The 25,781-nt window shown below is 35.3% G+C and carries 22 protein-coding genes and 1 tRNA gene; 13 read left to right on the top strand and 10 right to left on the bottom strand.

Annotation, left to right across the window (positions count from 1 at the left end; genetic code table 11):
• The first annotated feature begins 259 nt into the window (after window positions 1-259).
• Complete coding sequence (locus ACJJVT_RS15080) at window positions 260-1,276, top strand: GntR family transcriptional regulator (protein ID WP_405399796.1); 1,017 nt, start codon at window positions 260-262, stop codon at window positions 1,274-1,276.
• A 140-nt stretch (window positions 1,277-1,416) separates the two neighbouring features.
• Complete coding sequence (locus ACJJVT_RS15075) at window positions 1,417-2,391, top strand: polyprenyl synthetase family protein (RefSeq protein ID WP_405399794.1); 975 nt, start codon at window positions 1,417-1,419, stop codon at window positions 2,389-2,391.
• Here ACJJVT_RS15075 and ACJJVT_RS15070 read toward each other — a convergent pair.
• Both ACJJVT_RS15070 and ACJJVT_RS15065 read right to left on the bottom strand, forming a co-directional pair.
• Window positions 2,388-3,530, bottom strand: a complete 1,143-nt coding sequence (locus tag ACJJVT_RS15070) for a lycopene cyclase family protein (protein WP_405399792.1) — start codon at window positions 3,528-3,530, stop codon at window positions 2,388-2,390. The two genes, ACJJVT_RS15075 and ACJJVT_RS15070, sit on opposite strands and share 4 nt — an antisense overlap.
• A 73-nt stretch (window positions 3,531-3,603) precedes the next feature.
• Window positions 3,604-5,886, bottom strand: a complete 2,283-nt coding sequence (locus tag ACJJVT_RS15065) for a TonB-dependent receptor (protein ID WP_405399791.1) — start codon at window positions 5,884-5,886, stop codon at window positions 3,604-3,606.
• Between the two features lie 77 nt (window positions 5,887-5,963).
• Between ACJJVT_RS15065 and ACJJVT_RS15060 the strand changes: the two genes are divergently transcribed.
• From ACJJVT_RS15060 to ACJJVT_RS15045, 4 genes are all read left to right on the top strand, one after another.
• Entirely contained in the window at window positions 5,964-6,626 is a 663-nt protein-coding gene (locus tag ACJJVT_RS15060; RefSeq protein WP_073241832.1) for a metal-dependent transcriptional regulator, read from the top strand.
• A gap of 26 nt (window positions 6,627-6,652) precedes the next feature.
• On the top strand, window positions 6,653-7,474 hold the full coding sequence (locus ACJJVT_RS15055) for a ZIP family metal transporter (protein ID WP_299319107.1): 822 nt from the start codon (window positions 6,653-6,655) through the stop codon (window positions 7,472-7,474).
• A gap of 87 nt (window positions 7,475-7,561) precedes the next feature.
• Entirely contained in the window at window positions 7,562-8,002 is a 441-nt protein-coding gene (locus tag ACJJVT_RS15050; RefSeq protein WP_405399787.1) for a hypothetical protein, read from the top strand.
• 90 nt (window positions 8,003-8,092) lie between these two features.
• Window positions 8,093-8,515 (top strand): DUF2141 domain-containing protein, encoded by a 423-nt coding sequence (locus ACJJVT_RS15045; RefSeq protein ID WP_405399786.1) that lies wholly within the window; start codon window positions 8,093-8,095, stop codon window positions 8,513-8,515.
• 26 nt (window positions 8,516-8,541) lie between these two features.
• Here ACJJVT_RS15045 and ACJJVT_RS15040 read toward each other — a convergent pair whose 3' ends face one another.
• Window positions 8,542-8,919 (bottom strand): hypothetical protein, encoded by a 378-nt coding sequence (locus ACJJVT_RS15040; RefSeq protein WP_405399785.1) that lies wholly within the window; start codon window positions 8,917-8,919, stop codon window positions 8,542-8,544.
• A gap of 70 nt (window positions 8,920-8,989) precedes the next feature.
• On the opposite strand from ACJJVT_RS15040, the gene ACJJVT_RS15035 reads away from it, so the two are divergent.
• The gene (locus ACJJVT_RS15035) at window positions 8,990-9,376 is read left to right on the top strand and encodes a DUF423 domain-containing protein (protein ID WP_405399784.1); all 387 of its coding nucleotides are present in this window, start codon (window positions 8,990-8,992) and stop codon (window positions 9,374-9,376) included.
• A 1-nt stretch (window position 9,377) separates the two neighbouring features.
• On the opposite strand, the gene ACJJVT_RS15030 is transcribed toward ACJJVT_RS15035, so the two are convergent.
• From ACJJVT_RS15030 to ACJJVT_RS15010, 5 genes are all read right to left on the bottom strand, one after another.
• Window positions 9,378-10,916 (bottom strand): carboxypeptidase-like regulatory domain-containing protein, encoded by a 1,539-nt coding sequence (locus ACJJVT_RS15030; protein WP_405399783.1) that lies wholly within the window; start codon window positions 10,914-10,916, stop codon window positions 9,378-9,380.
• Window positions 10,917-11,021: 105 nt separating this feature from the next.
• Complete coding sequence (locus ACJJVT_RS15025) at window positions 11,022-11,165, bottom strand: hypothetical protein (RefSeq protein WP_299319128.1); 144 nt, start codon at window positions 11,163-11,165, stop codon at window positions 11,022-11,024.
• A gap of 7 nt (window positions 11,166-11,172) precedes the next feature.
• Window positions 11,173-13,359 carry a ferrous iron transport protein B gene (feoB, locus tag ACJJVT_RS15020; RefSeq protein ID WP_405399781.1) on the bottom strand — a complete coding sequence of 729 codons (2,187 nt, stop codon included), beginning with the start codon at window positions 13,357-13,359 and terminating at the stop codon, window positions 11,173-11,175.
• Window positions 13,356-13,601: a FeoA family protein gene (locus ACJJVT_RS15015; RefSeq protein ID WP_073241858.1), complete on the bottom strand. Its 246-nt coding sequence runs from the start codon at window positions 13,599-13,601 to the stop codon at window positions 13,356-13,358. The genes feoB and ACJJVT_RS15015 overlap by 4 nt, the downstream gene beginning before the upstream one ends.
• A gap of 175 nt (window positions 13,602-13,776) precedes the next feature.
• On the bottom strand, window positions 13,777-14,451 hold the full coding sequence (locus tag ACJJVT_RS15010; RefSeq protein WP_405399780.1) for an SCO family protein: 675 nt from the start codon (window positions 14,449-14,451) through the stop codon (window positions 13,777-13,779).
• 162 nt (window positions 14,452-14,613) lie between these two features.
• Between ACJJVT_RS15010 and rseP the strand changes: the two genes are divergently transcribed.
• Both rseP and ACJJVT_RS15000 read left to right on the top strand, forming a co-directional pair.
• Complete coding sequence (rseP, locus tag ACJJVT_RS15005) at window positions 14,614-15,966, top strand: RIP metalloprotease RseP (protein ID WP_405399778.1); 1,353 nt, start codon at window positions 14,614-14,616, stop codon at window positions 15,964-15,966.
• Between the two features lie 80 nt (window positions 15,967-16,046).
• Window positions 16,047-16,120: transfer RNA gene (locus ACJJVT_RS15000), tRNA-Asn, on the top strand.
• Window positions 16,121-16,461: 341 nt separating this feature from the next.
• On the opposite strand, the gene ACJJVT_RS14995 is transcribed toward ACJJVT_RS15000, so the two are convergent.
• On the bottom strand, window positions 16,462-17,967 hold the full coding sequence (locus tag ACJJVT_RS14995; RefSeq protein ID WP_405399776.1) for an aminotransferase class V-fold PLP-dependent enzyme: 1,506 nt from the start codon (window positions 17,965-17,967) through the stop codon (window positions 16,462-16,464).
• 227 nt (window positions 17,968-18,194) lie between these two features.
• Here ACJJVT_RS14995 and ACJJVT_RS14990 point away from each other — a divergent pair, with 227 nt between their 5' ends.
• The 3 genes from ACJJVT_RS14990 (at window position 18,195) to ACJJVT_RS14980 (ending at window position 21,824) form a co-directional block, all read left to right on the top strand.
• Entirely contained in the window at window positions 18,195-18,674 is a 480-nt protein-coding gene (locus ACJJVT_RS14990) for a biotin/lipoyl-containing protein (protein ID WP_405399775.1), read from the top strand.
• 107 nt (window positions 18,675-18,781) lie between these two features.
• Window positions 18,782-20,254 carry an acetyl-CoA carboxylase biotin carboxylase subunit gene (accC, locus tag ACJJVT_RS14985; RefSeq protein ID WP_405399773.1) on the top strand — a complete coding sequence of 491 codons (1,473 nt, stop codon included), beginning with the start codon at window positions 18,782-18,784 and terminating at the stop codon, window positions 20,252-20,254.
• 28 nt (window positions 20,255-20,282) lie between these two features.
• A complete protein-coding gene (locus tag ACJJVT_RS14980) occupies window positions 20,283-21,824 on the top strand; it encodes an acyl-CoA carboxylase subunit beta (RefSeq protein ID WP_405399771.1) in 1,542 nt (513 codons plus the stop codon).
• 51 nt (window positions 21,825-21,875) lie between these two features.
• Here ACJJVT_RS14980 and ACJJVT_RS14975 read toward each other — a convergent pair whose 3' ends face one another.
• Window positions 21,876-22,901, bottom strand: coding sequence for a LacI family DNA-binding transcriptional regulator (locus ACJJVT_RS14975; protein ID WP_405399769.1), 1,026 nt, complete (start codon window positions 22,899-22,901; stop codon window positions 21,876-21,878).
• Window positions 22,902-23,096: 195 nt separating this feature from the next.
• Here ACJJVT_RS14975 and ACJJVT_RS14970 point away from each other — a divergent pair, with 195 nt between their 5' ends.
• Window positions 23,097-25,772 (top strand): TonB-dependent receptor domain-containing protein, encoded by a 2,676-nt coding sequence (locus ACJJVT_RS14970; RefSeq protein ID WP_405399767.1) that lies wholly within the window; start codon window positions 23,097-23,099, stop codon window positions 25,770-25,772.
• Window positions 25,773-25,781 lie beyond the last annotated feature (9 nt).

Here is a 25,781-nt window from a genome sequence, read left to right as displayed (position 1 = left end):
ATAATTGAGGATCTGTCAGTGTTAACATTTCATTAGGACTCCCTGTTTATAGGGGTTTTTCTTCGGAGATTGGTTTTTTTAATCAAAAAATTAATTTTTAAAAAAAATTTCACGTGAACGTTTTACTTCAATTTTTAATTATGATTTTTCTATTAAAACTTCACTGCTGAACTACGGTTTAAGAGTGAACTAAAAATGGAAGAACTTTGATATATTTTATTAAATTGTATATTGACGGCTCTTAATTTGATTATAATTTATGCCGGTTATTAGTAAAATTTTAAACCTAACCCACAATAATAACCTTACAAAACACGAACAATTAGTTCAAGGAGTTATTGAATCAATTGAAGGAGGAGAATTGACCGTTGGTGACCGCTTACCCTCTATAAATATTATGGTTGAGGAAATTGGTTATGCTCGAAAAACTATTTTTAAAGCATACGAAGAACTTAAAAATAGAGGCTTAATTGAGTCTAGGCAATTAAAAGGGTATTTTGTAATTAGCCAAGCAACAAACATTACTAAAAGAATGGCGTTGTTGTTATTTGCTTTTCAGAGTTATCAAGAAGAATTTTACAAAACCTTTCGAAAAGAGATGGGTAAGCGATTTCAAATCGATGTTTTTTTTCACCATAATAATCCTACTGTTTTTGAAACCATTATGACCAATATTAATGGTAAATATGGAATGTATGTCGTTGCACCTATTCAAAATCAAAAGGCAGCTCAATTATTGCAGAATATTGAGCCTAAAAAATTACTGCTAGTGGATCGTTATTTGAATTTAGGAAAGTCTTTTTCTTACATTTCTCAAGAATTCGAAGATGTTATTTATACTTCTTTAGTACAATTGCTTCCTGAAATCAAAAAATATAATAAGATTATCCTTTATTTCAATGAAGAGAGCGATTATTCACCGCTAACCATTAAAAAGGCTTTTGAAAAATTTTTAAAGGAGTTTTCAATTGATGGTGTAGTTAAAGAAAACTATACTATTGGTTCTGCAACTAAGGGTAACCTTTATTTTGCATTAGGCGATACTATTCTATGGCATATTTTACGTGATTCTGTACGTAAAAAGTTAGTGATCGGTGAAGATATCGGTATACTTTCACAGAACGATAATGTTTCGAAAGAGATTGTTTTTGGTGGTATTACCACCATTTCTACAGATTTTAATGAAATGGCTAAGGCCGCAGCTAGGCATTTAAAAAATGAAAGTGTTACTCAGGTAATTATGCCGTCGAGGTTAATTAAACGCGCTTCTTTATAACACTCTTTTGATTGAATTCAATGTTGATGTTTAAATCTTAGTTTTCTTGGGTATTATAGGGTTTAGAGATTTGTTCCTTAGAGTGTAAAAAGGGGGTATTTCAATCTTATTTGTTCTATTTTTGAAAAAAATTGCGAGGAATGCATACTATTAATGAATACCGAGAAGAGTTTATTGCGTATTTGGACTCAAAGAAAATTACAAAGGAACCTAGAAACCTTTATGAGCCCATTACCTATATTCTTGGTTTAGGTGGAAAGCGCTTAAGACCAGTTTTGGTATTAATGACCGCTGAGATTTTTAAAGGCGATTTTAAAAATGCTTTAGATGCGGCGGTAGCTATTGAGGTTTTTCATAATTTTTCTTTAGTACATGATGATATTATGGATGATGCCCCTGTTCGTAGAGGGCAAACTACCGTTCATGAAAAATGGGATATAAATACTGGTATTCTATCTGGTGATGCAATGCTAATTATGGCGTATCAGCTTTTTGAAAACTATGAGCCTAATGTATTTAGAGATCTTGCCAAATTGTTCAGTAAAACAGCATTAGAAGTTTGCGAGGGTCAACAATACGATGTCGATTTTGAAACAAGAGACGATGTAATGTTGCCTGAATATTTAAAAATGATCGAGTACAAAACAGCTGTTCTCGTTGCTGCTGCGCTTAAAATGGGAGCTATTGTTGCCGGTGCTTCAGATACTGCGCAAGAACAAATGTATAATTTCGGATTAAATCTTGGTATTGCCTTCCAATTGCAAGATGATTATTTAGATGTATTCGGGGATCCAGAAACGTTCGGTAAACAAGTAGGTGGCGATATTATTGAGAATAAGAAAACGTATTTATATTTAAAAGCATTGAATTCTGGTTCTGAAATAATGAAGCAAGAATTAGAGCATTTATACTCTATTCAGCCAAAAGAATCAGAATCTAAGGTTAAGGCCGTACGCTCAATTTTTGAGAAAACAGAAGCAGATAAAGCGACTAAAGTGGCTATTTCAGACTATACTGCCAAAGCATTTGAAGTATTGGATGAAATGGATGTTGAAGAAGCAAATAAAACCCTGCTTAGAGAATTTGGTGAAAACCTTATGAATAGAACCGTTTAAAATAACCTTCTAAATAAGGCTTTTATAAATGGAGTTTTCGGACAAGAATTTATGTAAACGATATCTTCTTTTAAACTTGTTTTTTCATCAAGAAACTTAAATACCATTTGTGGTTTTAAAGATTTAAAAATAGATTCGAAAATGGCATGTCCGTTACCATTATTGTGGTGTAATACATCTAAAAAGAGCATATCATAAAACCAGAACTTATTTTTTAATTTCAGTTTTTGAAGCGGCTTATCTTGTTTTATAAGTTCAATTAATTTCGGAATCTTATTTGCAGTACTCATTAAAGTATATCCAGTGCTTGGTTTTGCCCATCCGCCTGCAGTACCTATATATCTAATTCTATTGGTGTGGTGTTCTCGAAAGTCATATGCTGTCATGGGTATACTACCCGCTTCTTTTTCAATAATCTCATAAGTTTCGCATTGAAAACGATCTTTTATATATTCTTTTATAGCAGCTTCATATTCGGCTTTAGGTAATAATTGTTCTGAGAACAATGTGTATTCAATTAACGCGGTGTCATTTGAATAGGGTAGTACATACATAAAACGGGTATTTCCTTTTTGAGGGATAGAAAAATCCATGTAAGTAACTTCATTGGCATTGAAAATAGGCTTTTCAGTTTTAATCACCCATCCCAAAAAATGCTGCTGCAATACCGGATATTTTTTTTGTTCAGTTGCCATTTTGTAGTCAAAAAGACTATTGAATATATACTTGCCAGAATACGTGTTGTTGGTAGTTTTTACAGTAACCTCGGTTGCGGACTCCTTTAAGGCTACCATACCTTCTTGAACAAATGTGATATTGACTGATTCTTTGATTCGACCTAAGTAATGATCGTAGAAATCAATACTCCTGATCATTTTATAGGAATACGGATTGATATCTGTTCTTTTAAGAACGTCTTCTCCTTGAAAGTGAATAGAATGCCATCTTTTATGAACGATAGTTTCAAACTGACCATCGCCTTCTTCCCAAAAACACCATGTTCTATCATTGCTGTTTTTGGGGTCTTTGTCAAGAAGTAATACCCTCTTATCATTAAAAAACGAATCATTAAGCATGGCATCAGCTAGTAATAGACCAGATGCCCCTGCGCCAATAATGATATAATCGTATTCGGTCATGTATTTTAAAACTTTGCTCAGGTATTAAATACTGAGAATCTCAAAAATACGAAATAGCAGTTGGCTTTTATGCTTAATTCAATGTGTAACGTACTCCAAAAAATGATCTTATACCTTGGTTAGGTCCATAAACGTAAGAAGGGTCAAAAGTCAACCCATTTGGGTTGTTTGGTGTCGCAACTGCATTACCATTGGTGTCAAAAGTAACTTCTTTGTCAAATGGGTCGTTTGCACGTGCTATTATAAACGGATTTCCTCTGTTTGGTGTCCAATCTAATAAGTTTTTGACTCCGCCATAGAACTCGAAATTCTTTAATCCATCATAGGTAAATTGAATGTTTTGAATACTCCACGCTGGTGAAAAATCGCTTCTAGGGTCGCTTTCTCCTAAAGTTGGTAAACGCATTGGTCCGTATAAATTTCCTGTGTAATCAACAGACAAATTCCAAGTACGAATATCATAGCTAACACTCCAGTTTGCAGAATAACTTTCAGTAAGTATTTGTCTTTCTTTTACTCCGTCTTCAGTATTGCTCACATTCTGTAAAGTACCACCTACCATGAATTTTAATCCGTTGTAGAAAGCCACGTCTAGATTGGCACTTATTCCTTTTGAAATTGAAGTTCCGTTTAAATTATCATATATGATCTGATTAGGATTGGTCTCATAATCAGGGATAATCACATTCTGAAAATTCGTATAGAATACAGAGGCATCTAGACTAACAAAAGTGCCGTCATCACCATAAATTTTCTTTAAGTAATTTAGATTGACATTAAACGAACGCTCTGGTTTCAATTCTTCTGCGATAATAACATCTCGCGATCCCGTTAATGCAGCGTGATCTTCGGTAAATAGATTAACCACTCTAAAACCTGTACCAGCGTTTAATCGAATTATATCATTGTCAGTGAATTTAAAACGATATGCACCTCGCGGAGTAAAAATATTACCGTGGCGATCATCATAATCGTAACGACCACCTAAAAGTAAAGAGTGTTTTTTATTAAATGCTATTTCATCTTGTACAAATAAACTCGGTATTATAACTTCGTCTGGCTGGTTACCATTACCATCGACATTTGAGGTAGCCGGTGTATTGTCATCATAATAATTATAACGCAATGCAGTACCTGCTAAAAGGCTATGTTTGCCTACAGTTTTGTCCCAAGTCAATTGTGTAAAACCTATACGTTGATCTGCTAGGTAGGGCACATCTCCATAAACAGAATTTTGTTTGTGGTCATTGTATGAAAAAGAAAGCATCATTTTCTCTTCGGTAGGTAATTGATATTTACCTAAAACTTCCCATCTACGGGTGTAAATACTTTCTCCGTAAATTTCATCTCCTCCTCTAAAATCTGGAGTCCATTGCATTTCGCCACCCCATCTATCTTCGTAAAAAAAGCGTCCGGCTAACGAAAGAATTCGAGAATTTTTTCTAGTAAAATTCCACTTTTGAAAAACTGAAATTCGGTCTTGTAAGGTTAGGTCTGTAAAATTATCTCCGTTATTATCAATAGGGTTGTCATACTTGAAATAGTTCGCTCCTAAGAGCACATTTACTTTTTTACCTACATTGAATTTTGTGCCGACATCTAAATTAAATTCTCCCCATGAGGTAACAAAACTATCCGCGAAAAAATCGGGTGCAGACAGGTTGTTTTTTGTAATGATATTTATGAGTCCGCCAACGGCTTCACTACCATATAATGTAGAAGCAGGACCTTTTACCACTTCAATCTGTTCAATAAGCGAATTTGGTATACCAGATAATCCATATACAGTTCCCAAACCACTTACAATCGGCATACCGTCAATAAGCACTAAGGTGTACGGACCTTCTAAACCATTAATATGAATATCACCGGTATTACAAACATTGCAGTTTATTTGTGGGCGAACACCATTTACATTTTGCAAAGCTTCAAAAATACTAGCCGTTGGGTTTTTCTTGAAGAAAGTGGGTTTGTATACTTCTACAGGAACCGGACTCTCTAATCTACTTACAGGTTTTAATGTGCCGGTAACGACCATTTCATCTAAAGATTCGGTAGAAGGTGATAAGGTGATATTAACGATTTGGTCTTCGCCTTCGGCAATTGTAATTGTTTTGTAATATTTCTCAAAGCCAATGGTAGAAGCTATTAGTGTGTATTTTCCTGATGGAATATTTTTTAAAGTGTACTGTCCATTTTCATCTGAAGCAGTGCCAATTTCGGTTCCCTTCAAGTAAATATTTACATACGCTACTGTACCGTCATTTGATGAAACAGTGCCAGATATCGCAGAATTTTGCGCACTCACGATACCGAAAGATAAAATAGAGCAAACAAAAAATATTATTTTAATCATCTAAATTTAATTTTAGACAAATCTAAAAAATTGTTTTTACGTATAAAAATGTATTTTTGTGTTTATATTGTTTTAACATGACATTATCTGAAGAAGATTACATAAAAGCCATTTATCATTTAAGCGAGTTCAATAGTAAGTCTGTTGCTACCAATGCAATAGCCGAGCAGATGAAAACGAAGCCGTCGTCGGTTACCGACATGATTAAAAAGTTAGCAGAAAAGTCTTTGGTGAACTATAAAAAGTACCAAGGTGTGTCACTTTCAGAGAAAGGAAGGTTAGTAGCACTCTCTATCATTAGAAAGCATCGTTTATGGGAAGTGTTTTTGGTTGATAAATTAAATTTTTCTTGGGATGAGGTACACGTAGTGGCCGAACAATTAGAACATATAAAGAGTGATGCCTTAATAGATAAATTAGACGCCCATTTAGGATTTCCAAAAGTGGATCCGCACGGAGACCCAATACCTAATAAAGACGGCGTATTTACTAAATCTGTCAAGAAATTAATTAGTGAGTTACCTGTTGGGAGTCAAGGGGTCTGTGTTGGGGTCAATGATTCTTCGGCAGCTTTTTTGAAGTTTTTAGATAAGAATAAGATTGCCCTGGGCGATACTTTTAAAATATTGGAAATTGAAGAGTTTGATGGTTCGGTAACTATTTCTACACGGTCAGGGTCTATCAGAATATCCAAACAAATTGCAACGAATTTATTTTTAGAGATAGTTGATGAAGAGTAGTTTTTAACTGAATAATTTTTAAAATTATGGATGAAATTATAGCGTATTTTGAATCGATAGACCCAGTGTTGGCTGCGTTTTATGCGACATTATTTACTTGGGGACTAACTGCAGCCGGTGCTGCTTTGGTTTTTCTCTTTAAAACAATGAACCGTGCCGTTTTAGATGGTATGTTAGGTTTTACTGGTGGAGTAATGGTTGCGGCTAGTTTTTGGAGCTTGCTGGCACCTGGTATAGAAATGAGTCCTGGTGAAGGATTTGTAAAAGTGATACCTGCAGCGATTGGTTTCTTTCTAGGAGCCATGTTTATTTTCGGATTGGATAAAATTTTACCGCATTTACATATCAATTTTAAAGAAAGTGAAGCAGAAGGGGTAAAGACTCCTTGGCACAGAACCACTTTGCTAACCTTGGCAATTACCCTGCACAACATACCAGAAGGTTTAGCTGTTGGAGTTCTTTTTGGCGGAGTAGCTGCTGGTTTTGACGGAGCTTCTATTGGTGGTGCCGTTGCATTGGCATTAGGTATTGGTTTGCAGAATTTTCCAGAAGGTTTTGCCGTTGCCATGCCATTAAGAAGACATGGTTTAAGCAGAACTAAGAGTTTTATGTTTGGTCAGGCATCTGCACTTGTAGAACCTGTTGCTGCTGTTTTAGGTGCATGGGCAGTCATGACTTTTCAACCTATTTTACCTTATGCGCTTTCATTTGCTGCTGGTGCGATGATTTTTGTTGTGGTTGAGGAAGTAATACCAGAAACACAGCAAGATAAATACACCGATATAGCCACTATGGGCTTCATTGGCGGCTTCATAATCATGATGACCTTAGACGTTGGTCTAGGTTAGGATCAAAGTGTTTTTGCGATGTAATAATTTAATATCAATTTTAGCGTTTAAGGCAATAGTATTGTTAACTTGATACTTTAAATTTTTATGCATTCTTCTAAGAAAAATTGGATCTGGACAATAACGTTAATAATAACGGTTGTTTGTTGTGCAGTCGTTTTAATACTTCATGTAAAGAACTGGGTAACTAATGATGAAATAAGTCTTGGTCTACGCTCGGGTTTTTATAATATTGAAATTCCCCTAAATGAATTGGATAGTGTGGTATTTGTAGAAAGAATTCCGCCAATGCAACGCTTACATGGTTTCTCTGCCTTAGAAAAAGAGAAAGGTGTCTTTAGAGAATTTAAAGATTCTTTGACCGATAAGAAGGTACATGTGTTTGTCGATAATATCAATCAGAGTAAAGTAAAGTTGGTTTATAAAGATTCGAGCTATGTATACTTTAACCTAAAAGATTCCGTTGAAACTGTTCAATTGTTTCAGAAGCTTAGTACTAATACCAGTGATTTAAGTGAACCTAATTAGGTGAGAATAAACTAAAATTTAAAACAACCTTAAAGTATTCAATCCTTTTGGCATAACTATTGAAACTATTTTTGTCTTTAAATAGCACCCATGATTAAAAAGAATCTATTTGTATTATTTGTCATATCGTTAATGTCTACCGGAGTTTTTGCACAGCATAATGTTAGTTTAAATATTGACGGAGTTGCTTCTGAGCAAGGGAATATCTGTTTTGCGGTATATAATGATGAAGGTTCTTTTTTGAAGTTCGATAAAGTCTACAAATCTGGTTCAGAGAAAGCACTTAAAGGGAAAACATCTTTTGATATTACAGATTTACCCGAAGGTGATTATGCTATTGCTATTTTTCATGATGCCAATGGAAATAAAAACTTAGACACTAATATGCTAGGTATTCCAAAAGAGCAAATTGCTTTTTCAAAAGGGAAAATGAAAATGTTCGGTCCGCCAAAATATAAAGAGTGCGTGTTTACCGTAAATTCTAATATGGAGATGAATATTAGTTTAAATTAATCACAATTAATAACTCGTTATCTTAATTACCCCATTAGAACCTTGGGTTCCGTAACCTGCAGCATCTGCGCCAGATAGCATAACTCTTTCTTCACATTATAACTGTCTATCAGTTCGTTTACAGAATGAAACGAATTTCCGATTATTTGATTATTTAAAACGTATAATGGTTCTTGATTTCCGCTAGAATCGAATGAGTTTGTTGTTTTATTCAAAATGGGAACATTATTCTGTAACACCACTCCTGGCTTTTGCCTTATGCGTTGCAATAGCGAAACATTAGCTCTATTCTTTTCTCTTAATTCAGTATCTAAAGATGATTTGTCTTTGGTAGTACTTTTCGTAGAACCACAACTACACAATAGAATTATTCCTATTAAGTGAAGAGATAGATACGTTTTCATTTTTATTCAATAATGGTTTCTGTAATTTATGAATTAAAAGGAGATGACAGTATCTTTGAAATAAAAAGTTATGGTTTTAGTGGCACAATTGGTAGGGGCTTTGTTGGGTTTGTTAGCTGTGGTATTTGGTGCTTTTGGTGCACATTTACTTAAGAAAACCTTTACCGCAGATCAATTGAATAGTTTTGAAACGGGAGTGAAATATCAAATGTATCACGCGCTATTAATATTAGTGCTGAGCTTTAATCTTAATCTAGAAACTGGTTTAGAGAAAGCTATTATCTATTGTCTTATTATCGGAACCATCCTATTTTCTTTCAGTATCTACGGATTATGCATTTCTGCATCCAAAGGAAATAAATTAAAAATATTGGGTCCTATAACCCCTCTTGGCGGACTCTTTTTAGTAGTAGGCTGGGGGTTATTATTCTATAGTTTTATTAAGAACTTGATTTAATTTATTCGGAAGAAGTAGCGGTAAATTCTTTAATTGCTGTATTCGGTTCCATAATGGCATAACCTTCCCAGAAAGTTGGGTCGTATTTAGGCATATAAGTAGGCGATATGGTGTTGTTTTCTTTAAAACCATCAAAGGTAGTCTGATTAATATTTTCGGACTCAAATACAATCATTTCGTTCTTTTCTGTACTGATAATAACAAAATCCATATCTCCAGCTAATTCGTTTTGCTTATTTCTACCTTTTACTATTTTATTTTTTTCAATAATTTTTAGAGGTCTTCTAACACCAACCCGCATACCATTTTCAGATTCATAATAACGTACACCATAAAAGCCATCTTTACCCTTGTTGTAAATTATTTTCCCCTTGGATAGGTAGTTGTTAGTTGAAATACCCAATAGACTAAATTTACTAGTAGGTTTAACATTAGAATAGTCCACTTGTATTACTGCAAAATCATCTGCATTTACATATAAAGTCCCTTCGTAATCTGCTGATCCATCTGGTTTAAAAGAAATTACATAGACAGGATTATCGCCTAAAAAGGTAAACTCTTGAAGTGTATAATCGTATTTTCTTTGCTTCTCAATAAAATTTAGTTTTGTACCTTCTTGTGTTGGCAAACCACTAAATATTTTAGCTAATTGACCTCTTTTCCAATTACCATAATTTTTTTGCTGCTCTTCTTTACTTTTCTTTTTCTCTTCAAGCTCTTTGTTGACAGCTGCTACATCGGTAGAATCAACATCTTCTTCAAAAAGTGTGCTTACTTCATCAGAATCTATTTTGAAAGATAATAAGCCAGATTTAATTTTAAAATAAGAGCCAGGTTTTACGTTTTCTATTAAAATGTCGTTTAACCTTTCTTCGATTTTTTCATAATCAAATTCTGTGCTTTCGTCATATAATTTAGAGGCTTTCAGTAAATTAAATTTTTGTAGTTCTTCGTTATGATTGCCATATAAGTCTCCTACGATTTCAGAATAATAACTATCATTTTTTGGAACCGTAGTAATGATACTATCTATAAACTGTTGATTCAATACATCTATAGAAGATTTTTTGACCTTAAAATCACTTTTCGTCCAACGGTCAAAATTTGATGTTCGGTGGAAAAGTCTTTTTTTCGAGAGATCATTAGAATAATTCTTTTCTAGATTATCCTCAACGAAATCCATAATCTCATCTGCAGTATAATTCTTGTTAGAGACAATAACTTCTCTTAACTCTATAGCTTTAGGTACAAGTGCTATTTTGGTTGTAGTGAATTCAGAAATGGGTTTAGATAAGGTCTCGTAACCCATTATAGATATAATAAGAGAGTCAGATTCTTTTATGACATCGCCGAATACCAAATTAAAGCTACCTTCTTCATTCGAAATAGCCCACTTATCTTTTAATTGCACTGAGGCAAAAGGTATAGGTTGTTGGCTAACACTATCAATAACAGTTGCACTTAAGCTCTGTGCATTGGCGTTAAAAAGGTTAAAAATTAGAAATGTAAAAAAAGCTAGAAAAGGTAATTTAGTGTTCATAGGTTCGATTATTCTTACGCAATCTAGACGAACCAATGTAAGTAACGTTACAATTTTAGAAACTGTTGTGAACGTTTTAAATAAATTTTAACAAAAAGCTAAAGCCTAATGACAGCCGCAACCATCTTGACCGCAAGCCTTTGAACTTTCTTTTTTGCTAGACCAAATAGATTTTGGAATAAAAAATTTAGTAACTATATAACCAACAGAAATAGCTAAAGTGATGTAAACTAAGATGTGTTGTATCATGTGTTTTTTATTTTAATAATTGATAAGCTATTAAAGCTACAATATAAGCAAATAGGCTCATAAATACTAGCTGACCAGCTGGCCATTTCCAAGAATTCGTTTCTCTTTTTACTACAGCAAGTGTACTCATACATTGCATTGCAAATGCATAAAATAGAAGTAGCGAAACACCAGAAGCCAAATTAAATAGTGGTTTTTGAGTTCTAGGGTTTACTTCTGCAGCCATTCTGTTTTTTATGGTTTCTTCTTCATCATTACCTACGCTGTAAATAGTTGCCAATGTGCCAACAAAAACTTCTCTAGCTGCAAAGGAGGTGATGACGGCAATACCAATTTTCCAGTCATAACCTAAAGGTCTTACAATAGGTTCTATTGCTTTACCCATATGACCCATATAAGAATGCTCTAATTTATACCCTGCTATTTCTTGTGCTAAAGCACGTTCTTCAAGTTCTTTTTGTTGGTCTGAAGCGTTAGGGGCATTTATATCAAAACCATCTTGATGGGTTTCAAAATATATTTCACTATTAGTACTGAAACCTTCTTGTTCTACGCGGTTGGTTACAATGGTCTCTGCGTTTTTAAATTCGTCAGAAGATCCGTTAGAACCTAAAAACCAAAGTATAATTGAAATTGCCAAGATTATTTTACCTGCTCCGAAAACAAAACTTTTAGTCTTTTCAAGAACGGTATAGCCAACATTTTTAAGTAATGGTAATTTGTAATTCGGCATTTCAACAACGAAGAAAGATTTGCTCTTAATCTTAAGAATTTTGTTTAAGATTACTGCCGATAAAATAGCTGCCCCAAAGCCCATTAAGTACAATGACATTAATGTAAGGGCTTTATAACTCAAACCTAGAAAGCTACCTTCGGGTATAACCAATGCGATGATAATTAGGTATACCGGCAATCGTGCAGAACAGGTGGTAAACGGAGTTACCAATATGGTAATTAATCTTTCCTTCCAGTTTTCAATGGTTCTAGTGGCCATTACTGCAGGTATGGCGCAAGCGGTACCCGATATTAACGGAACAACACTTTTACCGCTTAAACCAAATGGACGCATTATCCTATCCATCAAAAACACAACTCTACTCATGTAGCCTGTTTCTTCTAACAAGGCTATAAATAGGAACAAGAATGCAATTTGCGGAATGAAAATAACAATACCACCAATACCAGCTAAAATACCTTCAGCAATTAGATTAGTAAAAACCCCTGGTGGTAAGGTGTCTTTTACCCATTCTGTAGCTGATGCAAAGAATCCGTCAATTAAATCCATTGGGTATTCACTCCACCCATAAATCGCTTGAAATATGGTCAACAGTATTAGAAAGAATATAAGGTAGCCAAATACTTTATGCGTTAAAACCTTGTCTAAGGTCGCTCTAAAACCTTTGGCAGCATTAACGTCGACTTTATATGTCTCTTTTAAAATACCATTAATAAACTGGTATCTTAAAATCGTTTCTTTTTGTTGAAGACGTTTTAATTCAGATTTAGATTTAGTGGCAAACGAAGAGGCGTCTTTAAATAACGTCTTTTCAAGAGGCATGAAATTGACATCTTGTGTTATTACCAGCCACAATTTGTACACGTCTTCTTTTGGGAATGCGGTAGCAAGTTTTTCGAAATACTCTGGTGCAATTACAGAAATATCTACATTTTGCGTTTTTGGTAAATTCTTGTGATCAGCAATTAACTCTCTAAGTTTGTCGATACCTGTTTCTTTACGGGTACTAACTAATGCAATTTTCGAGTTTAATTTCTTTTCTAATAATTCTATATCAATAGTAATACCCTTGCGCGACATACGGTCTGCCATGTTAATGACTAGTATGGTGGGTATTTTTAAATCTTTTATTTGCGTAAAAAGTAGTAGGTTTCTTTTTAGGTTCTCTACATCAGAAACTACAATAGCGACATCTGGGTGATCTTTGTCATTTTTGTTAAGAAGCAATTCGACGGCAACACTTTCATCTAACGAAGTCGTGTTTAAACTATAGGTTCCTGGTAAATCTAAAATATGGGCTTTTACACCTCTGGGCAGTTTACAGATTCCTTCTTTTTTCTCAACCGTAATACCTGGGTAGTTACCTACTTTCTGGTTTAACCCGGTAAGTTGATTAAAAACCGAAGTTTTACCGGTGTTTGGGTTCCCGATAAGGGCTACATTAATTTGTTTGCTCATATAACCGTATTATCTTCAATAATATCAAGTGCTATATGCAAAGCCATTTCTCTTCTAATGGCAATATGTGATCCGTTAACATTGATATAGATAGGGTCGTTTAATGGAGCTACTTGCACCAATTCTACAACGTTGCCAGGTAAACAGCCTAGTTCTAACAGTTTTATAGGTAGTAGGTTTTCAGTGAATTCTTTTATAATTCCCTTTTGTCCTCTTTTTAAATGTGCGACTGTAGTTTCCAATCTTTATTTAGATTCATTATAAGTAAGGCAAAAGTAATGGAAATAATATTATTCCCTATACTTTTTAGCATAATTAAATAGGGGTTTTTAATATGAACAGCAGTTATAGTAGTCGTTATTTTAACAGTTGGGAATTTGTGAATTATTATCTTAAAATAACCGTTGAATAAGTGTTTTACTTTTTATGCGATTCTTGAAGTACTTTAATATCGTTCAATAGTTTCTCAATATCCTCTTTTTTGGTACCATCGTAAAAACCACGAATTCTCTTTTTCTCATCTACTAGAATAAAGTTTTCGGTATGGATCATATCAAATGGTCCGCCATCACCATCGGTCTTTACGGCTAAATACGATTTACGGGCAAGGTCATAGATTTGTTTCTTATCACCCGTAACTAAATTCCAGTTGCTATCGTCAACCCCTTTCTCAAGGGCATATTTTTTTAATTGAGCAACCGAGTCAATTTCTGGTGTTACCGAATGCGATAAAAGCATCACTTCAGAATCTTTACCAAGCGATTTTTGTAGGTCTACCATATTTTTGGTCATTATAGGGCAAATAGTAGGGCAAGTGGTAAAGAAGAAATCGGCAACGTAAATTTTACCTTTGTAATTGTCTTGGGTAATAGTTTCGCCATTTTGGTTCGTTAAAGAGAAATCTGCGATAGTATGGTATTTTCTAACGTGCTGTATTTCTTCAGAAACCAATTCTGCATTTACCATTGCAGGCGAATATACCGGTAATAGCTTTACAGGTTGCAGGGCGTTGTAAAAAAGATACATGATAACTGCAGATATAGGCAGCAGTACCAGACCGAATAATTTGAATTTAGCGAAAAAAGACCGCATAAGAATTTTTTACAAAGGTACGCTAGGGCTATTTATTTTTCAAGTGAATTCGCCCTGTCAGCTGGTAAATTATTCATAAAATACCACTCCCTCAGAGTGTTTCTTTTTTTTAGCGGTTGTAAAAATGTACTTTTGTGCGATTTTAATTTTCAGGAAAAAAGAATGAGCCCTATTATAATAAAGACAATACAATTTTTTTTAAGCCTTTCTATACTTATAGTACTACACGAGTTAGGGCATTTTATACCAGCAAAATATTTTAAAACAAGAGTAGAGAAATTCTACTTGTTCTTTGATGTAAAGTTTTCGCTTTTCAAAAAGAAAATAGGGGAAACTGAATACGGTATTGGCTGGTTGCCTTTAGGCGGATATGTAAAAATATCAGGAATGATAGATGAGAGCATGGACAAAGAAGCCATGGCAGAAGAGCCTAAGGAGTGGGAGTTTAGAAGCAAGCCAGCTTGGCAACGTTTAATTATAATGTTAGGTGGTGTTACAGTGAATTTCATTTTAGCAGTAATTATTTTTATTGGCTTGGCCTATGCTTATGGTGAAAAGTACATTGCAAATGATAGTTTAAAAGACGGAGTCTGGATTACCGATACCGTTTTGGGTGATGCTCTTGGTATAGAAACGGGTGATAAGGTTCTTGCGGTAGATGGAAAAAGAATAGAATCTTTAAATAGTATTTTGCCAGAAGTAGTTTATGGTGAGAATATTACTATTGAACGTGATGGTAATACAATAGAAAAGGAAATTCCAGTAGATTTTATTGAAACCATTTCTAATAATAAAGAGAATGCAAGATTTATTAATTATAGAATACCATTTGTAATAAGAGAAATTCCTGAAGATTCTCAAAATAAGGATAGTGGATTTAAAGCAGGTGATGCAGTTGTTGATATTGCAGGGAATGCCGTTGAATTTCAAGATCAAGTTATTCCTGTGCTTGCTGCCAATAAAGGAAAAAGTGTTCCTGTTGTAGTAATTCGTGATGGGAATAAAATCACTTTGAATGCAAAAGTTTCGGATGAAGGTAAATTTGGGGTTTATGCCGGATTAAATTCTATGGAGGAATATCAAGAGAAAGGTTATTTCAAAGTGGAGACTTTAAAATACACTTTCATAGAATCTATCCCAGCTGGATGGAACAAAGGTGTTAAGACCCTTACAGATTACATTAAGGGGATGAAGAAGATCTTCAACCCTGATACAGGTGCTTATAAAGAGGTTGGTGGTTTTGCTGCTATTGGTGGTATGTTTCCAGATACTTGGAACTGGCCAGCATTTTGGGCAACAACTGCTTTTATATCGATTATTCTAGCATTTATGAATATTCTGCCAATACCAGCTTTAGATGGCGGACACGTAATGTTTTTGCTTTACGAAATGATTACCGGTAGAAAGCCGAGCGATAAATTTTTAGAGTACGCACAAGTAACAGGTTTCTTTATTTTAATAGCACTTTTACTGTTCGCGAACGGTAATGATATCTATAAATTGATATTTAAATAAAAAAACTTAATTCTTTGTTTGGCGAGTTTCAAAAAACTACTATATTTGCACCCGCTTTAGGAAACTAAAACGGGTTATTTTCCTCCTTAGCTCAGTTGGTTAGAGCATCTGACTGTTAATCAGAGGGTCCTTGGTTCGAGCCCAAGAGGGGGAGCAAAAAGCGAAATCCAATCTATTTATTTAGGTTGGATTTTTTGTTTTTAGTCAATACTGGTGCGGCTTCGCGTTGTTTAGGCAGAAATACTACTTTTCAATACAAGGATCTCTTTCAAAGTAATTATAAGAAATTCGGCGTACTATTCGGTATACCACTAAAACTTGCGGGTAACCTATTGTTAAATCAGAATTTAAAACAATTGTTTTTCTTGATTATTAAAGAAAGGTAATTATCTACTTTAAGAAATTTTCAAATAGAAGAAATAGCATAAAATAAAGAAGGCTGCCTAATTATAAGTAGCCTTCTTTATTATTTTATAAATAGTGTTTTGATGTGAACTACATAGCAAACCAATCTGTTACTTCTTCAATAATCTTCTGGTCGCCACTATTTTTAAAATCAAATTCGTTGCTTTTTGGGTTGTAGACGTAATCTTCGCCCCATTCTTTAAAGTTTTGCGCAACTTGATTTACGGCGTCACAGATATATACTAATTCTTTATTCGAAGTAATTGGGTGCAGCGATAAGCGAACCCAACCTGGTTTGTCTGTTAAATTACTATTCTCAATATCTTTGGTCATAGTAATAGACGAGTCGGTATCCATGCCAAATAAATAATGGCAATAGGTACTTGCACATGACCAGCCTCCTCTAACTTGAACTCCGAATCTGTCATTTAGTAAACGAACTACTAAATTGTAATGTGCTCCTTTTATTCCGAAAGAAATAACCCCTATACGTTTTGCTTCATTTTCTCCTAAGACAAACAATCCATCAATTTGCTTAAAAGCGGTAAAACATTGCGCTAATAATTCTTCTTCGCGTTTTTCAATGTTTGTAGTTCCCATTTTTTCTTTAAGACGTATAACAAGCGCTGTACGCATTACTTGAAGAAAACCTGGAGTCCCGCCATCTTCCTTTGTTTCTATGTCAGTATGGTAGCTGTATGCGCCCCATGGGTTGGTCCATTTTACATTTCCGCCACCGGGTACATCAGGGCAATCGGTATTATAAAGATTTTTATTAAAAACCAGTACCCCACAAGTACCAGGGCCTCCTAAAAATTTATGAGGTGAAAATAAAACGGCATCTAAATACGCCTCTGGATCTTTAGGGTGCATATCTATTTCTACATATGGCGCAGAAGCAGCAAAGTCCATGATACAAATTCCTTTATTTTGGTGCATTACTTTTGCTAGTTCGTAGTATCTAGAAATTATTCCCGTAACATTAGAACAGGCTGTAAAAGCTCCTATTTTTTGAGGTCTATCTGCGTATTTTTCAACCTCAGTTCTTAATTTTTCAGGACAAATAAGATTATTTTCATCCGAAGGTACAATAACTACATCTGCAATGGTTTCCATCCAAGGGACTTGGTTAGAATGGTGTTCCATATGAGAAATAAAAACAACAGGGCGTTCGTTCTCTGGTAACTTTATGTTGTTTTTGATAGCGTCTGGCCACCTGAGTCCCATAATACGCTGTAGTCTAGAAAGTACTCCTGTCATACCTGTACCAGCCGTTACTAATACATCGTTTTCATTTGCATTTACATGCCTTTTAATTATTTCTCTGGCATGTCTGTAAGCATAGGTAGAGGCTTTTCCGGTTTCGCTTGAAAATGAATGCGTATTGGCAATCATCGGACCTATTTTGTTTCTCATCGTATCTTCAATGGGGCCATATAATCTACCACTAGCGATCCAGTCTGCATAAAGCAGGTTTTGAGTACCATAAACCGTCTTAAATACCGCATTTTCACCCACTACGTGAGATTTGAATTTAGCGAAATGATGTTCAAGAGAAGATTGCTTTGCACCTTTTACAGAGTTGGCTGAAGTCATAATAAAAGTATTTAAATGAAAACTGAGGCGAAAGATACTAAGGGTAGTACAATTACATTAGTTAAGTCGGCATTTTTTTGACTTTATTAATAGTATAAACATGCTAGTATAGAACTTGATACTATTATAATTCATAAAATAGATGGTCATTTTTATAAGGCGAAAATCAGCGCCAAACTTTTTCAATATCTTTGGTACACACTATAAGTTGTTTTATAATATAAAATATGCCAAACTATTTAATTACCGTAAACGAAGAAGAGCTACACTGCAATAGTAGCGATGTCGATTCTTTAGATAGCATTAAAGTGAATGCAAAAAATCTTCATGTTTTAGATAATAATACTGCTTTTGAGGTGGAGATAGTGCATTCCGATTTTATGAACAAGACGATGTCATTGTCTATCAACGGAAATATTTACGAAGTTAAACTTGAAGACGAGTACGATCAGCAGGTCAAAAAAATGGGATTGCTAGCAGTAACGACTCAAAAATTGAATGAGGTAAAAGCACCAATGCCCGGGTTAATTGTTGATATAATGGTTAAGGTAGGTCAAGAGATTGTAGAGGGTACTCCCTTATTAGTATTGTCGGCAATGAAAATGGAAAATATTATTCTTGCGCAAGGTGAAGGAATTATTAAATCTATTGAGATTAAGAAAGACGACGCTGTAGAAAAAGGACAGGTGATCATTGAAATGGAATAGAAAATATATTAAGGCATCCTTATGGGATTTTAGAATATGAAGATTTTAATTATTCGAGAAAAGTTCCCATTAGTTAAATCTCGATTATCGAGTAAATTAAGTTTTAAATGAAAAAAATACTAATAGCCAATAGAGGTGAAATTGCTTTACGAATAATGAAGACTGCCCAGAAAATGGGAATAAAAACAGTTGCCGTTTATTCAGAAGTGGACCGCCATTCGCCTCACGTAAAATTTGCCGATGAAGCAGTATTGTTAGGTCCTGCGCCATCATCAGAATCTTATCTGGTAATGGAGAAGGTTATAGATGCGGCAAAGGTGACGGGAGCAGAAGGTATTCACCCGGGTTACGGATTTTTAAGTGAAAATGCTGTTTTTGCACAAATGGTTGAGGATAATGGCATTACTTTTATTGGTCCTAAGCCTCATGCTATTAAGGTTATGGGGAATAAACTAGCCGCGAAAGAAGCGGTTCGTGATTATGATATACCTATGGTGCCAGGTATTGAAGAGGCAATAACCGACGTTGCTTTGGCTGAAAAGGTAGCTAAGCAAATAGGTTTCCCTATTTTAATAAAAGCCTCTGCAGGTGGTGGCGGTAAGGGAATGCGTGTTGTTGAAAACTTGAAAGATTTGCCAGAACAAATGGATAGAGCTATCAGTGAAGCACTAGCTGCATTTGGTGATGGTTCTGTTTTTATAGAAAAGTACGTAGGCTCTCCTAGACATATAGAAATTCAAGTACTTGCCGATACGCATGGCAATACGGTTCATTTATTTGAGCGGGAATGTAGTGTGCAAAGAAGGCATCAAAAAGTAGTGGAAGAAGCTCCGTCAGCAGTTTTGACTCCTGAAATTAGAAAAGCGATGGGCGAAGCTGCTATTAAAGTGGCGAAAGCGTGTGATTATGTAGGTGCTGGTACGGTGGAATTTTTACTTGATGAAAAGAAGAATTTCTACTTCTTAGAAATGAACACAAGGTTGCAAGTTGAGCACCCAGTTTCTGAGTTAATATCTGGTATTGATTTGGTAGAGCAACAAATAAAAGTAGCTCGTGGCGAAAAGTTGGCTTTTACCCAAGAGGATTTGAAAATAACAGGTCATGCGCTTGAAGTTCGTGTGTATGCCGAAGATCCGTTAGCTAATTTTATGCCGAGTATCGGTACATTATCTACTTATAAAACTCCTGTTGGGGAAGGTATTCGTGTTGATGATGGCTTTGAAGAAGGTATGGAGGTTCCCATTTATTATGACCCCATGATTTCTAAGTTGATTACCTATGGAAAGAATAGGGAAGAGGCTATTCAGTTAATGATAAAAGCTATTGATAATTATAAAGTAGAAGGTGTTGCAACAACTTTGTCTTTTGGCAAATTTGTATGTGAGCATGAGGCTTTTACATCAGGGAATTTCGATACACATTTTGTCAAAAACTACTATTCTCCAGAGCATTTAGAAAAGCAGTATGCTGAAGAAAGAAGAATAGCGGCATTAGTTGCCTTGAAGCTGTATTTAGAAAATGATAAAATAGTAAAAATTCCGACTAAGGTTTCTTCAAATTGGAAGAAGAGTAGGGTGTAGAATTACAAAAAGGATTTGAACGACTAGAATGAAAGATAATAAAGAGATATTAGCAGAAAAACTGGCATTGGCTAGATTAGGTGGTGGTCAAGTACGTATTGATAAACAGCACGCCAAAGGAAAGTTAACTGCTCGCGAACGTGTCCATTTTTTGTTAGATGAGGGCTCATTTGAAGAAATGGGAGCTTTAGTAACTCATCGTACCAAAGATTTTGGCATGGAAAAACAAGTTTTCTATGGTGACGGAGTGGTAACAGGTTACGGAACTATTAACGGAAGGCAAGTTTGCGTTTTCGCACAAGATTTTACAGTTTTTGGTGGTGCGCTATCTGAAACCCATGCCGAAAAAATTTGTAAAATTATGGATATGGCTATGAAAATAGGCGTGCCTATGATTGGTCTGAATGATAGTGGAGGAGCCAGAATTCAAGAAGGGGTTCGTTCATTAGGTGGCTATGCCGATATTTTTCATAAGAACGTAATGGCATCGGGAGTAATTCCTCAAATTTCTGCCATAATGGGTCCTTGTGCCGGTGGTGCAGTTTACTCGCCTGCAATGACCGATTTTACTTTAATGGTAGAGAACTCTAGTTATATGTTTGTTACAGGGCCAAATGTGGTAAAAACGGTAACAAACGAAGAGGTAACTTCAGAAGAATTGGGTGGTGCTTTAACACATGCGACCAAATCTGGAGTAACACATTTAACGGCTGCGAATGATATTCAATGTATCAATCAGATTAAGCAGATGATTAGCTATATGCCTCAAAACTGCGAAGATAAACCAGCAGATTTGCCATTTGAGTTAGGTAATGAGGTTCGCGATGTATTAGAAGATATTGTTCCTGAGAATGCAAATCAACCTTACGATATGCGTAATGTTATTAACGGAATTATCGATGAAGATACCTTCTTTGAAATTCATGAAGCATATGCCGACAACATCGTTGTAGGTTTTGCAAGACTTGGAGGTAAAAGTATTGGTATTGTTGCCAATCAGCCTATTAGTTTAGCTGGTGTTTTAGATGTTGATAGTTCAAAAAAGGCAGCACGTTTTACTCGTTTTTGTGATTGTTTCAATATTCCCCTTTTAGTATTGGTAGATGTACCAGGATTTTTACCGGGTACAGATCAAGAATGGAACGGGATTATAACCAACGGTGCAAAGTTATTATATGCTTTAAGTGAAGCAACTGTACCTAAAGTAACGGTTATTACGCGAAAAGCGTACGGTGGTGCATATGATGTAATGAACTCTAAACATATCGGAGCCGATTTAAATTATGCTTGGCCAGGTGCAGAAATTGCAGTAATGGGAGCAAAGGGCGCAAGTGAAATTATTTTTAAGAAAGAAATAAGTGCTTCTGATGATCCTGTTGCGAAATTGGCAGAAAAAGAAGCAGAATATGCAGAATTATTTGCTAACCCATATAGCGCAGCACAAAGAGGGTTTATAGATGAGGTAATTCTACCAAAAGATACCAGAAGAAAATTAATAAAAGCGTACACTATGCTAGAGAATAAAGTAGCTACTTTACCCAAGAAGAAGCATGGTAATATTCCGTTGTAATATTCGGCTTTGAAAAGCGTATATCTAATTATTTTAAGAGGTCCTGTAACGTTACACCATAAAAGAAGAATCCCTAACGATAAGGCTAGTTTTGATTTCAACAGTTTTTGTCATTACATCATTGGTCGGGTTTTCAAGCTCTTGAATTAAAAATCGGACTGCGGTACGTCCTATTTTATCACCTGGTTGATCTACTGTGGTTAATGCGGGACTCACGATGGTGGAGTTAATGGAGTTACTAAAACCTACTACAGCTATTTCCTCAGGTATTTTTACTTTGAATTTATGTAGTGCCTTTATTGCGCCGATGGCAGCATTATCTGTTATGGCGAAAATAGCATCAGGGCGTTTCTTCATGCTTAATAGAATGTTGGTCAATCGTCTTCCGTTACCTAAAGAAATATCTTCGGTACTTAAAATAAGCTTATTGCGTACAGGAATGCGGTATTGATTTAAGGCTCTTAAATAACCGGCATACCTTTTTTCAGAATTATAAGAATTCTCCGTTTCCTTAATAATGGCAATACGCTGTTTGCCCAGTTCAATTAAATGCTCAACGGCATTAAATGCAGCTTCCTCTTCATTGATTACAACTTGTGTACAGGGTATTTTACTTGATACTTTATCGAATAACACGATTGGTATGCGATTTAGTATTTTTAATATTTCTTCAACGTTGGTTGTCTTTCTAGATAAAGACATTAGCACACCATCTACCCCAAATTGGGTCATGGTATTCAGCATCTCCACCTGTTTTGCTTCATTATTGTTCGATTCTGAAATAATAACACGATATCCGCGTAGTTCGGCTTCCTCCAAAATTCCCTTTAAAATAGTTGAGGTAAACAAATGAGATATGTTGGGAACAATTACACCAAGTATATGTGTTTCACGAGATCTAAAGCCTCTCGCAAATAAATTGGGTACATAATTCATTTGCTTTGCCAGCTTTCTAACCCGCTCTTTAGTGCCCTGGCTAATATCGGGGTGATCATTAAGAGCCCTAGAAACTGTGGAAATCGACAGACTCAATTCTTTAGATAACTCTTTTAATGTGGTATTTCTCTTTTTACTCATAATTGAAAATCAGTGAATTATGATGATTTTATCAGAAATACAATACTACAAAATAAATTGCAAACGTTTGTGCAAACGTTTGCATAGAAATTTCGTTAATTTTTGGTTAACAGAATGCGGTATTCATATAATTTGGTCTCATAATCAACGATTTGATAATTTGAATCGACTCAACTTAAAAAAAACTCAAACATTATGAAGAAAATTATTTTTGCGGTAATCGGACTTCTATTCAGTGCAAGCTCCTTTGCACAGACCGATATTTCAGGAACCGTAACAGACAGTTCAGGAGAGCCAATTCCCGGTGCTAACATTTTAATTACAGGTAGTACATCGGGTACAACATCAGATTTTGATGGTAATTTTACTTTTTCAACAGACCTTACCGGTGCTCAGATTTTACGTGTATCATATATAGGGTTTACATCAGTTGACAAATCATTGGACTTAAACGGTACGGCACAAATTGTCAATGTAGTGCTGCAAGAAGGTGGTCAGCAACTTGATGAAGTTGTACTAACGGCTTCAAGTACATTTCGTTCTCAAAAGCAGGCTCCTTTATCTATTAGCTCTGTAAAGATGAAAGAAATAACTAAGCTATCCGCTAACAGTCAGGCAGATATTCTTAGAAGTGTACCAGGTATTACCGCTGAAGGTGGTGGTGGTGAAACGGCTAGTAACATATTCGTTAGAGGTTTGCCTTCTGGTGGTCAGTATGTTTTTAATCCTTTACAGTATGACGGTATGCCTTTGATTAGTTCTTTCGGACTAAACTCTTCTGCGCATGATGTCTATGCAAGGCCAGATATAGGTTTTAAAGGTGTTGAATTTGTTCGTGGTGGTGCAGCCGTATTATACGGTGCAGGTTCTGTTGCCGGTATTATCAACTACACAAGTAAAACAGGTGATACAAACCCTGGTAACATTATTAATATTGAAGTTGCCAACCAAGGTAGAATTAAAACAGATTTTTATTCTGGTGGTCAATTAGGTGGTGAAGATTCTAATACCTATTATGCCTTTACAGGTTTTGTACGTCATGATAGAGGTCCTATTGATGTAGGTTTACCAACAAAAGGTGTTCAATTTAGAGGTAACATCAAAAAGAAATTCGATAACGGTTCTTTTACTTTAAGCGGACAGTTTATTGACGATAAGGCACAATTTTACCTTCCTATTCCATTAAGTGGTGGTAGTAGAGAGCGTATAAACGGTAATGATGGTAACCCAGTTGAACAGTTATTATCTGGTGACTTAGCTAATACCTCATTTAACACTCCTGGTGGAACATATAATAGTCCGATTGCAGATGGTGTTGCAACTACAGGTGGTTACATTATGGGAGATTTCAATTACAGATTTGAAGATGATCTTAAATTGACTTCTAAGATTAAATATGCCAACTACAAACACAATTTCGCACTTTATGTTGGTGGTAACGGTACTAACGGAAATCCTATCACTTTAGATAATTATGTAGAAAGTATTGCTCCTGGTAACTTAGGGTATACTGCTGCTTACCAAAGTGGGTCAGGTTCTCAAATTAATGGTAATGATTTAGTAATCGACAATTTACATGTAGATCGTTTACGCCCAATGACAGATTACTCTGGCGAAATTAATTTGACAAAATCTATTGAAACAGCAAATGGTGGTAACCATAACATTACTGTTGGTTCTTATATAGCTCGTACAGAGGCTGAAGACGTTAACTATCAATATAGAGTATTGACAGAATTCAACAATAACCCTCAATTGGTAAACTTAAATTATACCGATGCTGGTGGCGATAATGTAGTGTATTCGCAAGGCGGACTTTATAACCGTATTGGTCAGACAGCTAATAACTTTCTTTCTCAAAATAGAGTGGCATTATATGTTACAGATGAGATGATTTTAGACAGATGGCGCTTTGATGTTGGTTTCAGATGGGAACATACAGATGCAATCAACAGTCGTGGTGGCATTATGAGCGAAACCGTTTATTCTACTCCAGATATTACTACAGAACTTAGCGATGTACAAACTGCAGATGGTTCTTTCTTAAGAACAGAAGTAAATGCAAGTGCTTGGGCATTGTCTTTAGCTGGTTTGTATGAGTTAACTGAAACAACCAACCTATATGCTAACTTCTCTAAAGGATATTTCTTTCCGCAATTAAGAGGTTTTGCTCCGGTACCTGGTATTTCTGAAAGTCCTTATGATGCTGAAAATATTATTCAATTTGAAGCTGGTGCCAAATTCGGAAACGAGAAATTCTCAGGATCTGTTGCAGGGTACTATGTAGGTCTTAAAGATCGTGTATCTATTCGCCAAGCAATTGTAGGTGGTCAATTAATAGATGAAACAAGAGCAGAACAAAATACAAGAACAATAGGTATTGAAGCTACTGGAGATTATTCTATTGCACAATACTTAAATCTTCGTGGTAATGTAACATATCAAGACCATGAGATTACAAAGAATACCGATTTCGATTTAGTAAATGGTACTTCTACAGAAGCTAATGTAGGTAACGAATTGGCAAGACAGCCAAACTTATTGGGTGGATTAGGATTGTATTATGACAATGCTGCCTTCGATGCAAATTTTGGATTCAACTATACTGGTGCAAAATTTACAGATGACACCAATAATATAGAATTAGATGCCATAACAATAGGTAGACTAGGTGCAGGTTATACATTTTCAAAAGAAGATAACAACCAGTCGGTTCGTTTAGGGGTGTCAGTTTTTAACCTATTCGATAGTGATGGTATTACAGAAGGTAATCCTAGAGCAGGTTCAGCTGGTCAAACAGAGTCTCAGTTTTTTGTTGGTAGACCAATTTTACCTAGAAGATTGTTCGTTACGGCGACCTTTAATTTCTAAAAAGTATTT

The sequence above is a fragment of the Maribacter sp. Asnod2-G09 genome, from assembly GCF_045063795.1.
Lineage (GTDB): Bacteria > Bacteroidota > Bacteroidia > Flavobacteriales > Flavobacteriaceae > Maribacter.
Note: the sequence above shows the minus strand (reverse complement) of the source record. Positions and strands in the feature narration are given on the sequence as shown.

Excerpts from the sequence above, each read along its gene's own strand:
- ACJJVT_RS15080 (WP_405399796.1), top strand. The coding sequence starts at position 260 with ATGCCGGTTATTAGTAAAATTTTAAACCTAACCCACAATAATAACCTT.
- ACJJVT_RS15075 (WP_405399794.1), top strand. The coding sequence starts at position 1,417 with ATGCATACTATTAATGAATACCGAGAAGAGTTTATTGCGTATTTGGAC.
- ACJJVT_RS15070 (WP_405399792.1), bottom strand. The coding sequence starts at position 3,530 with ATGACCGAATACGATTATATCATTATTGGCGCAGGGGCATCTGGTCTA.
- ACJJVT_RS15065 (WP_405399791.1), bottom strand. The coding sequence starts at position 5,886 with ATGATTAAAATAATATTTTTTGTTTGCTCTATTTTATCTTTCGGTATC.
- ACJJVT_RS15060 (WP_073241832.1), top strand. The coding sequence starts at position 5,964 with ATGACATTATCTGAAGAAGATTACATAAAAGCCATTTATCATTTAAGC.
- ACJJVT_RS15055 (WP_299319107.1), top strand. The coding sequence starts at position 6,653 with ATGGATGAAATTATAGCGTATTTTGAATCGATAGACCCAGTGTTGGCT.
- ACJJVT_RS15050 (WP_405399787.1), top strand. The coding sequence starts at position 7,562 with ATGCATTCTTCTAAGAAAAATTGGATCTGGACAATAACGTTAATAATA.
- ACJJVT_RS15045 (WP_405399786.1), top strand. The coding sequence starts at position 8,093 with ATGATTAAAAAGAATCTATTTGTATTATTTGTCATATCGTTAATGTCT.
- ACJJVT_RS15040 (WP_405399785.1), bottom strand. The coding sequence starts at position 8,919 with ATGAAAACGTATCTATCTCTTCACTTAATAGGAATAATTCTATTGTGT.
- ACJJVT_RS15035 (WP_405399784.1), top strand. The coding sequence starts at position 8,990 with ATGGTTTTAGTGGCACAATTGGTAGGGGCTTTGTTGGGTTTGTTAGCT.
- ACJJVT_RS15030 (WP_405399783.1), bottom strand. The coding sequence starts at position 10,916 with ATGAACACTAAATTACCTTTTCTAGCTTTTTTTACATTTCTAATTTTT.
- ACJJVT_RS15025 (WP_299319128.1), bottom strand. The coding sequence starts at position 11,165 with ATGATACAACACATCTTAGTTTACATCACTTTAGCTATTTCTGTTGGT.
- feoB (WP_405399781.1), bottom strand. The coding sequence starts at position 13,359 with ATGAGCAAACAAATTAATGTAGCCCTTATCGGGAACCCAAACACCGGT.
- ACJJVT_RS15010 (WP_405399780.1), bottom strand. The coding sequence starts at position 14,451 with ATGCGGTCTTTTTTCGCTAAATTCAAATTATTCGGTCTGGTACTGCTG.
- rseP (WP_405399778.1), top strand. The coding sequence starts at position 14,614 with ATGAGCCCTATTATAATAAAGACAATACAATTTTTTTTAAGCCTTTCT.
- ACJJVT_RS14995 (WP_405399776.1), bottom strand. The coding sequence starts at position 17,967 with ATGACTTCAGCCAACTCTGTAAAAGGTGCAAAGCAATCTTCTCTTGAA.
- ACJJVT_RS14990 (WP_405399775.1), top strand. The coding sequence starts at position 18,195 with ATGCCAAACTATTTAATTACCGTAAACGAAGAAGAGCTACACTGCAAT.
- accC (WP_405399773.1), top strand. The coding sequence starts at position 18,782 with ATGAAAAAAATACTAATAGCCAATAGAGGTGAAATTGCTTTACGAATA.
- ACJJVT_RS14980 (WP_405399771.1), top strand. The coding sequence starts at position 20,283 with ATGAAAGATAATAAAGAGATATTAGCAGAAAAACTGGCATTGGCTAGA.
- ACJJVT_RS14975 (WP_405399769.1), bottom strand. The coding sequence starts at position 22,901 with ATGAGTAAAAAGAGAAATACCACATTAAAAGAGTTATCTAAAGAATTG.
- ACJJVT_RS14970 (WP_405399767.1), top strand. The coding sequence starts at position 23,097 with ATGAAGAAAATTATTTTTGCGGTAATCGGACTTCTATTCAGTGCAAGC.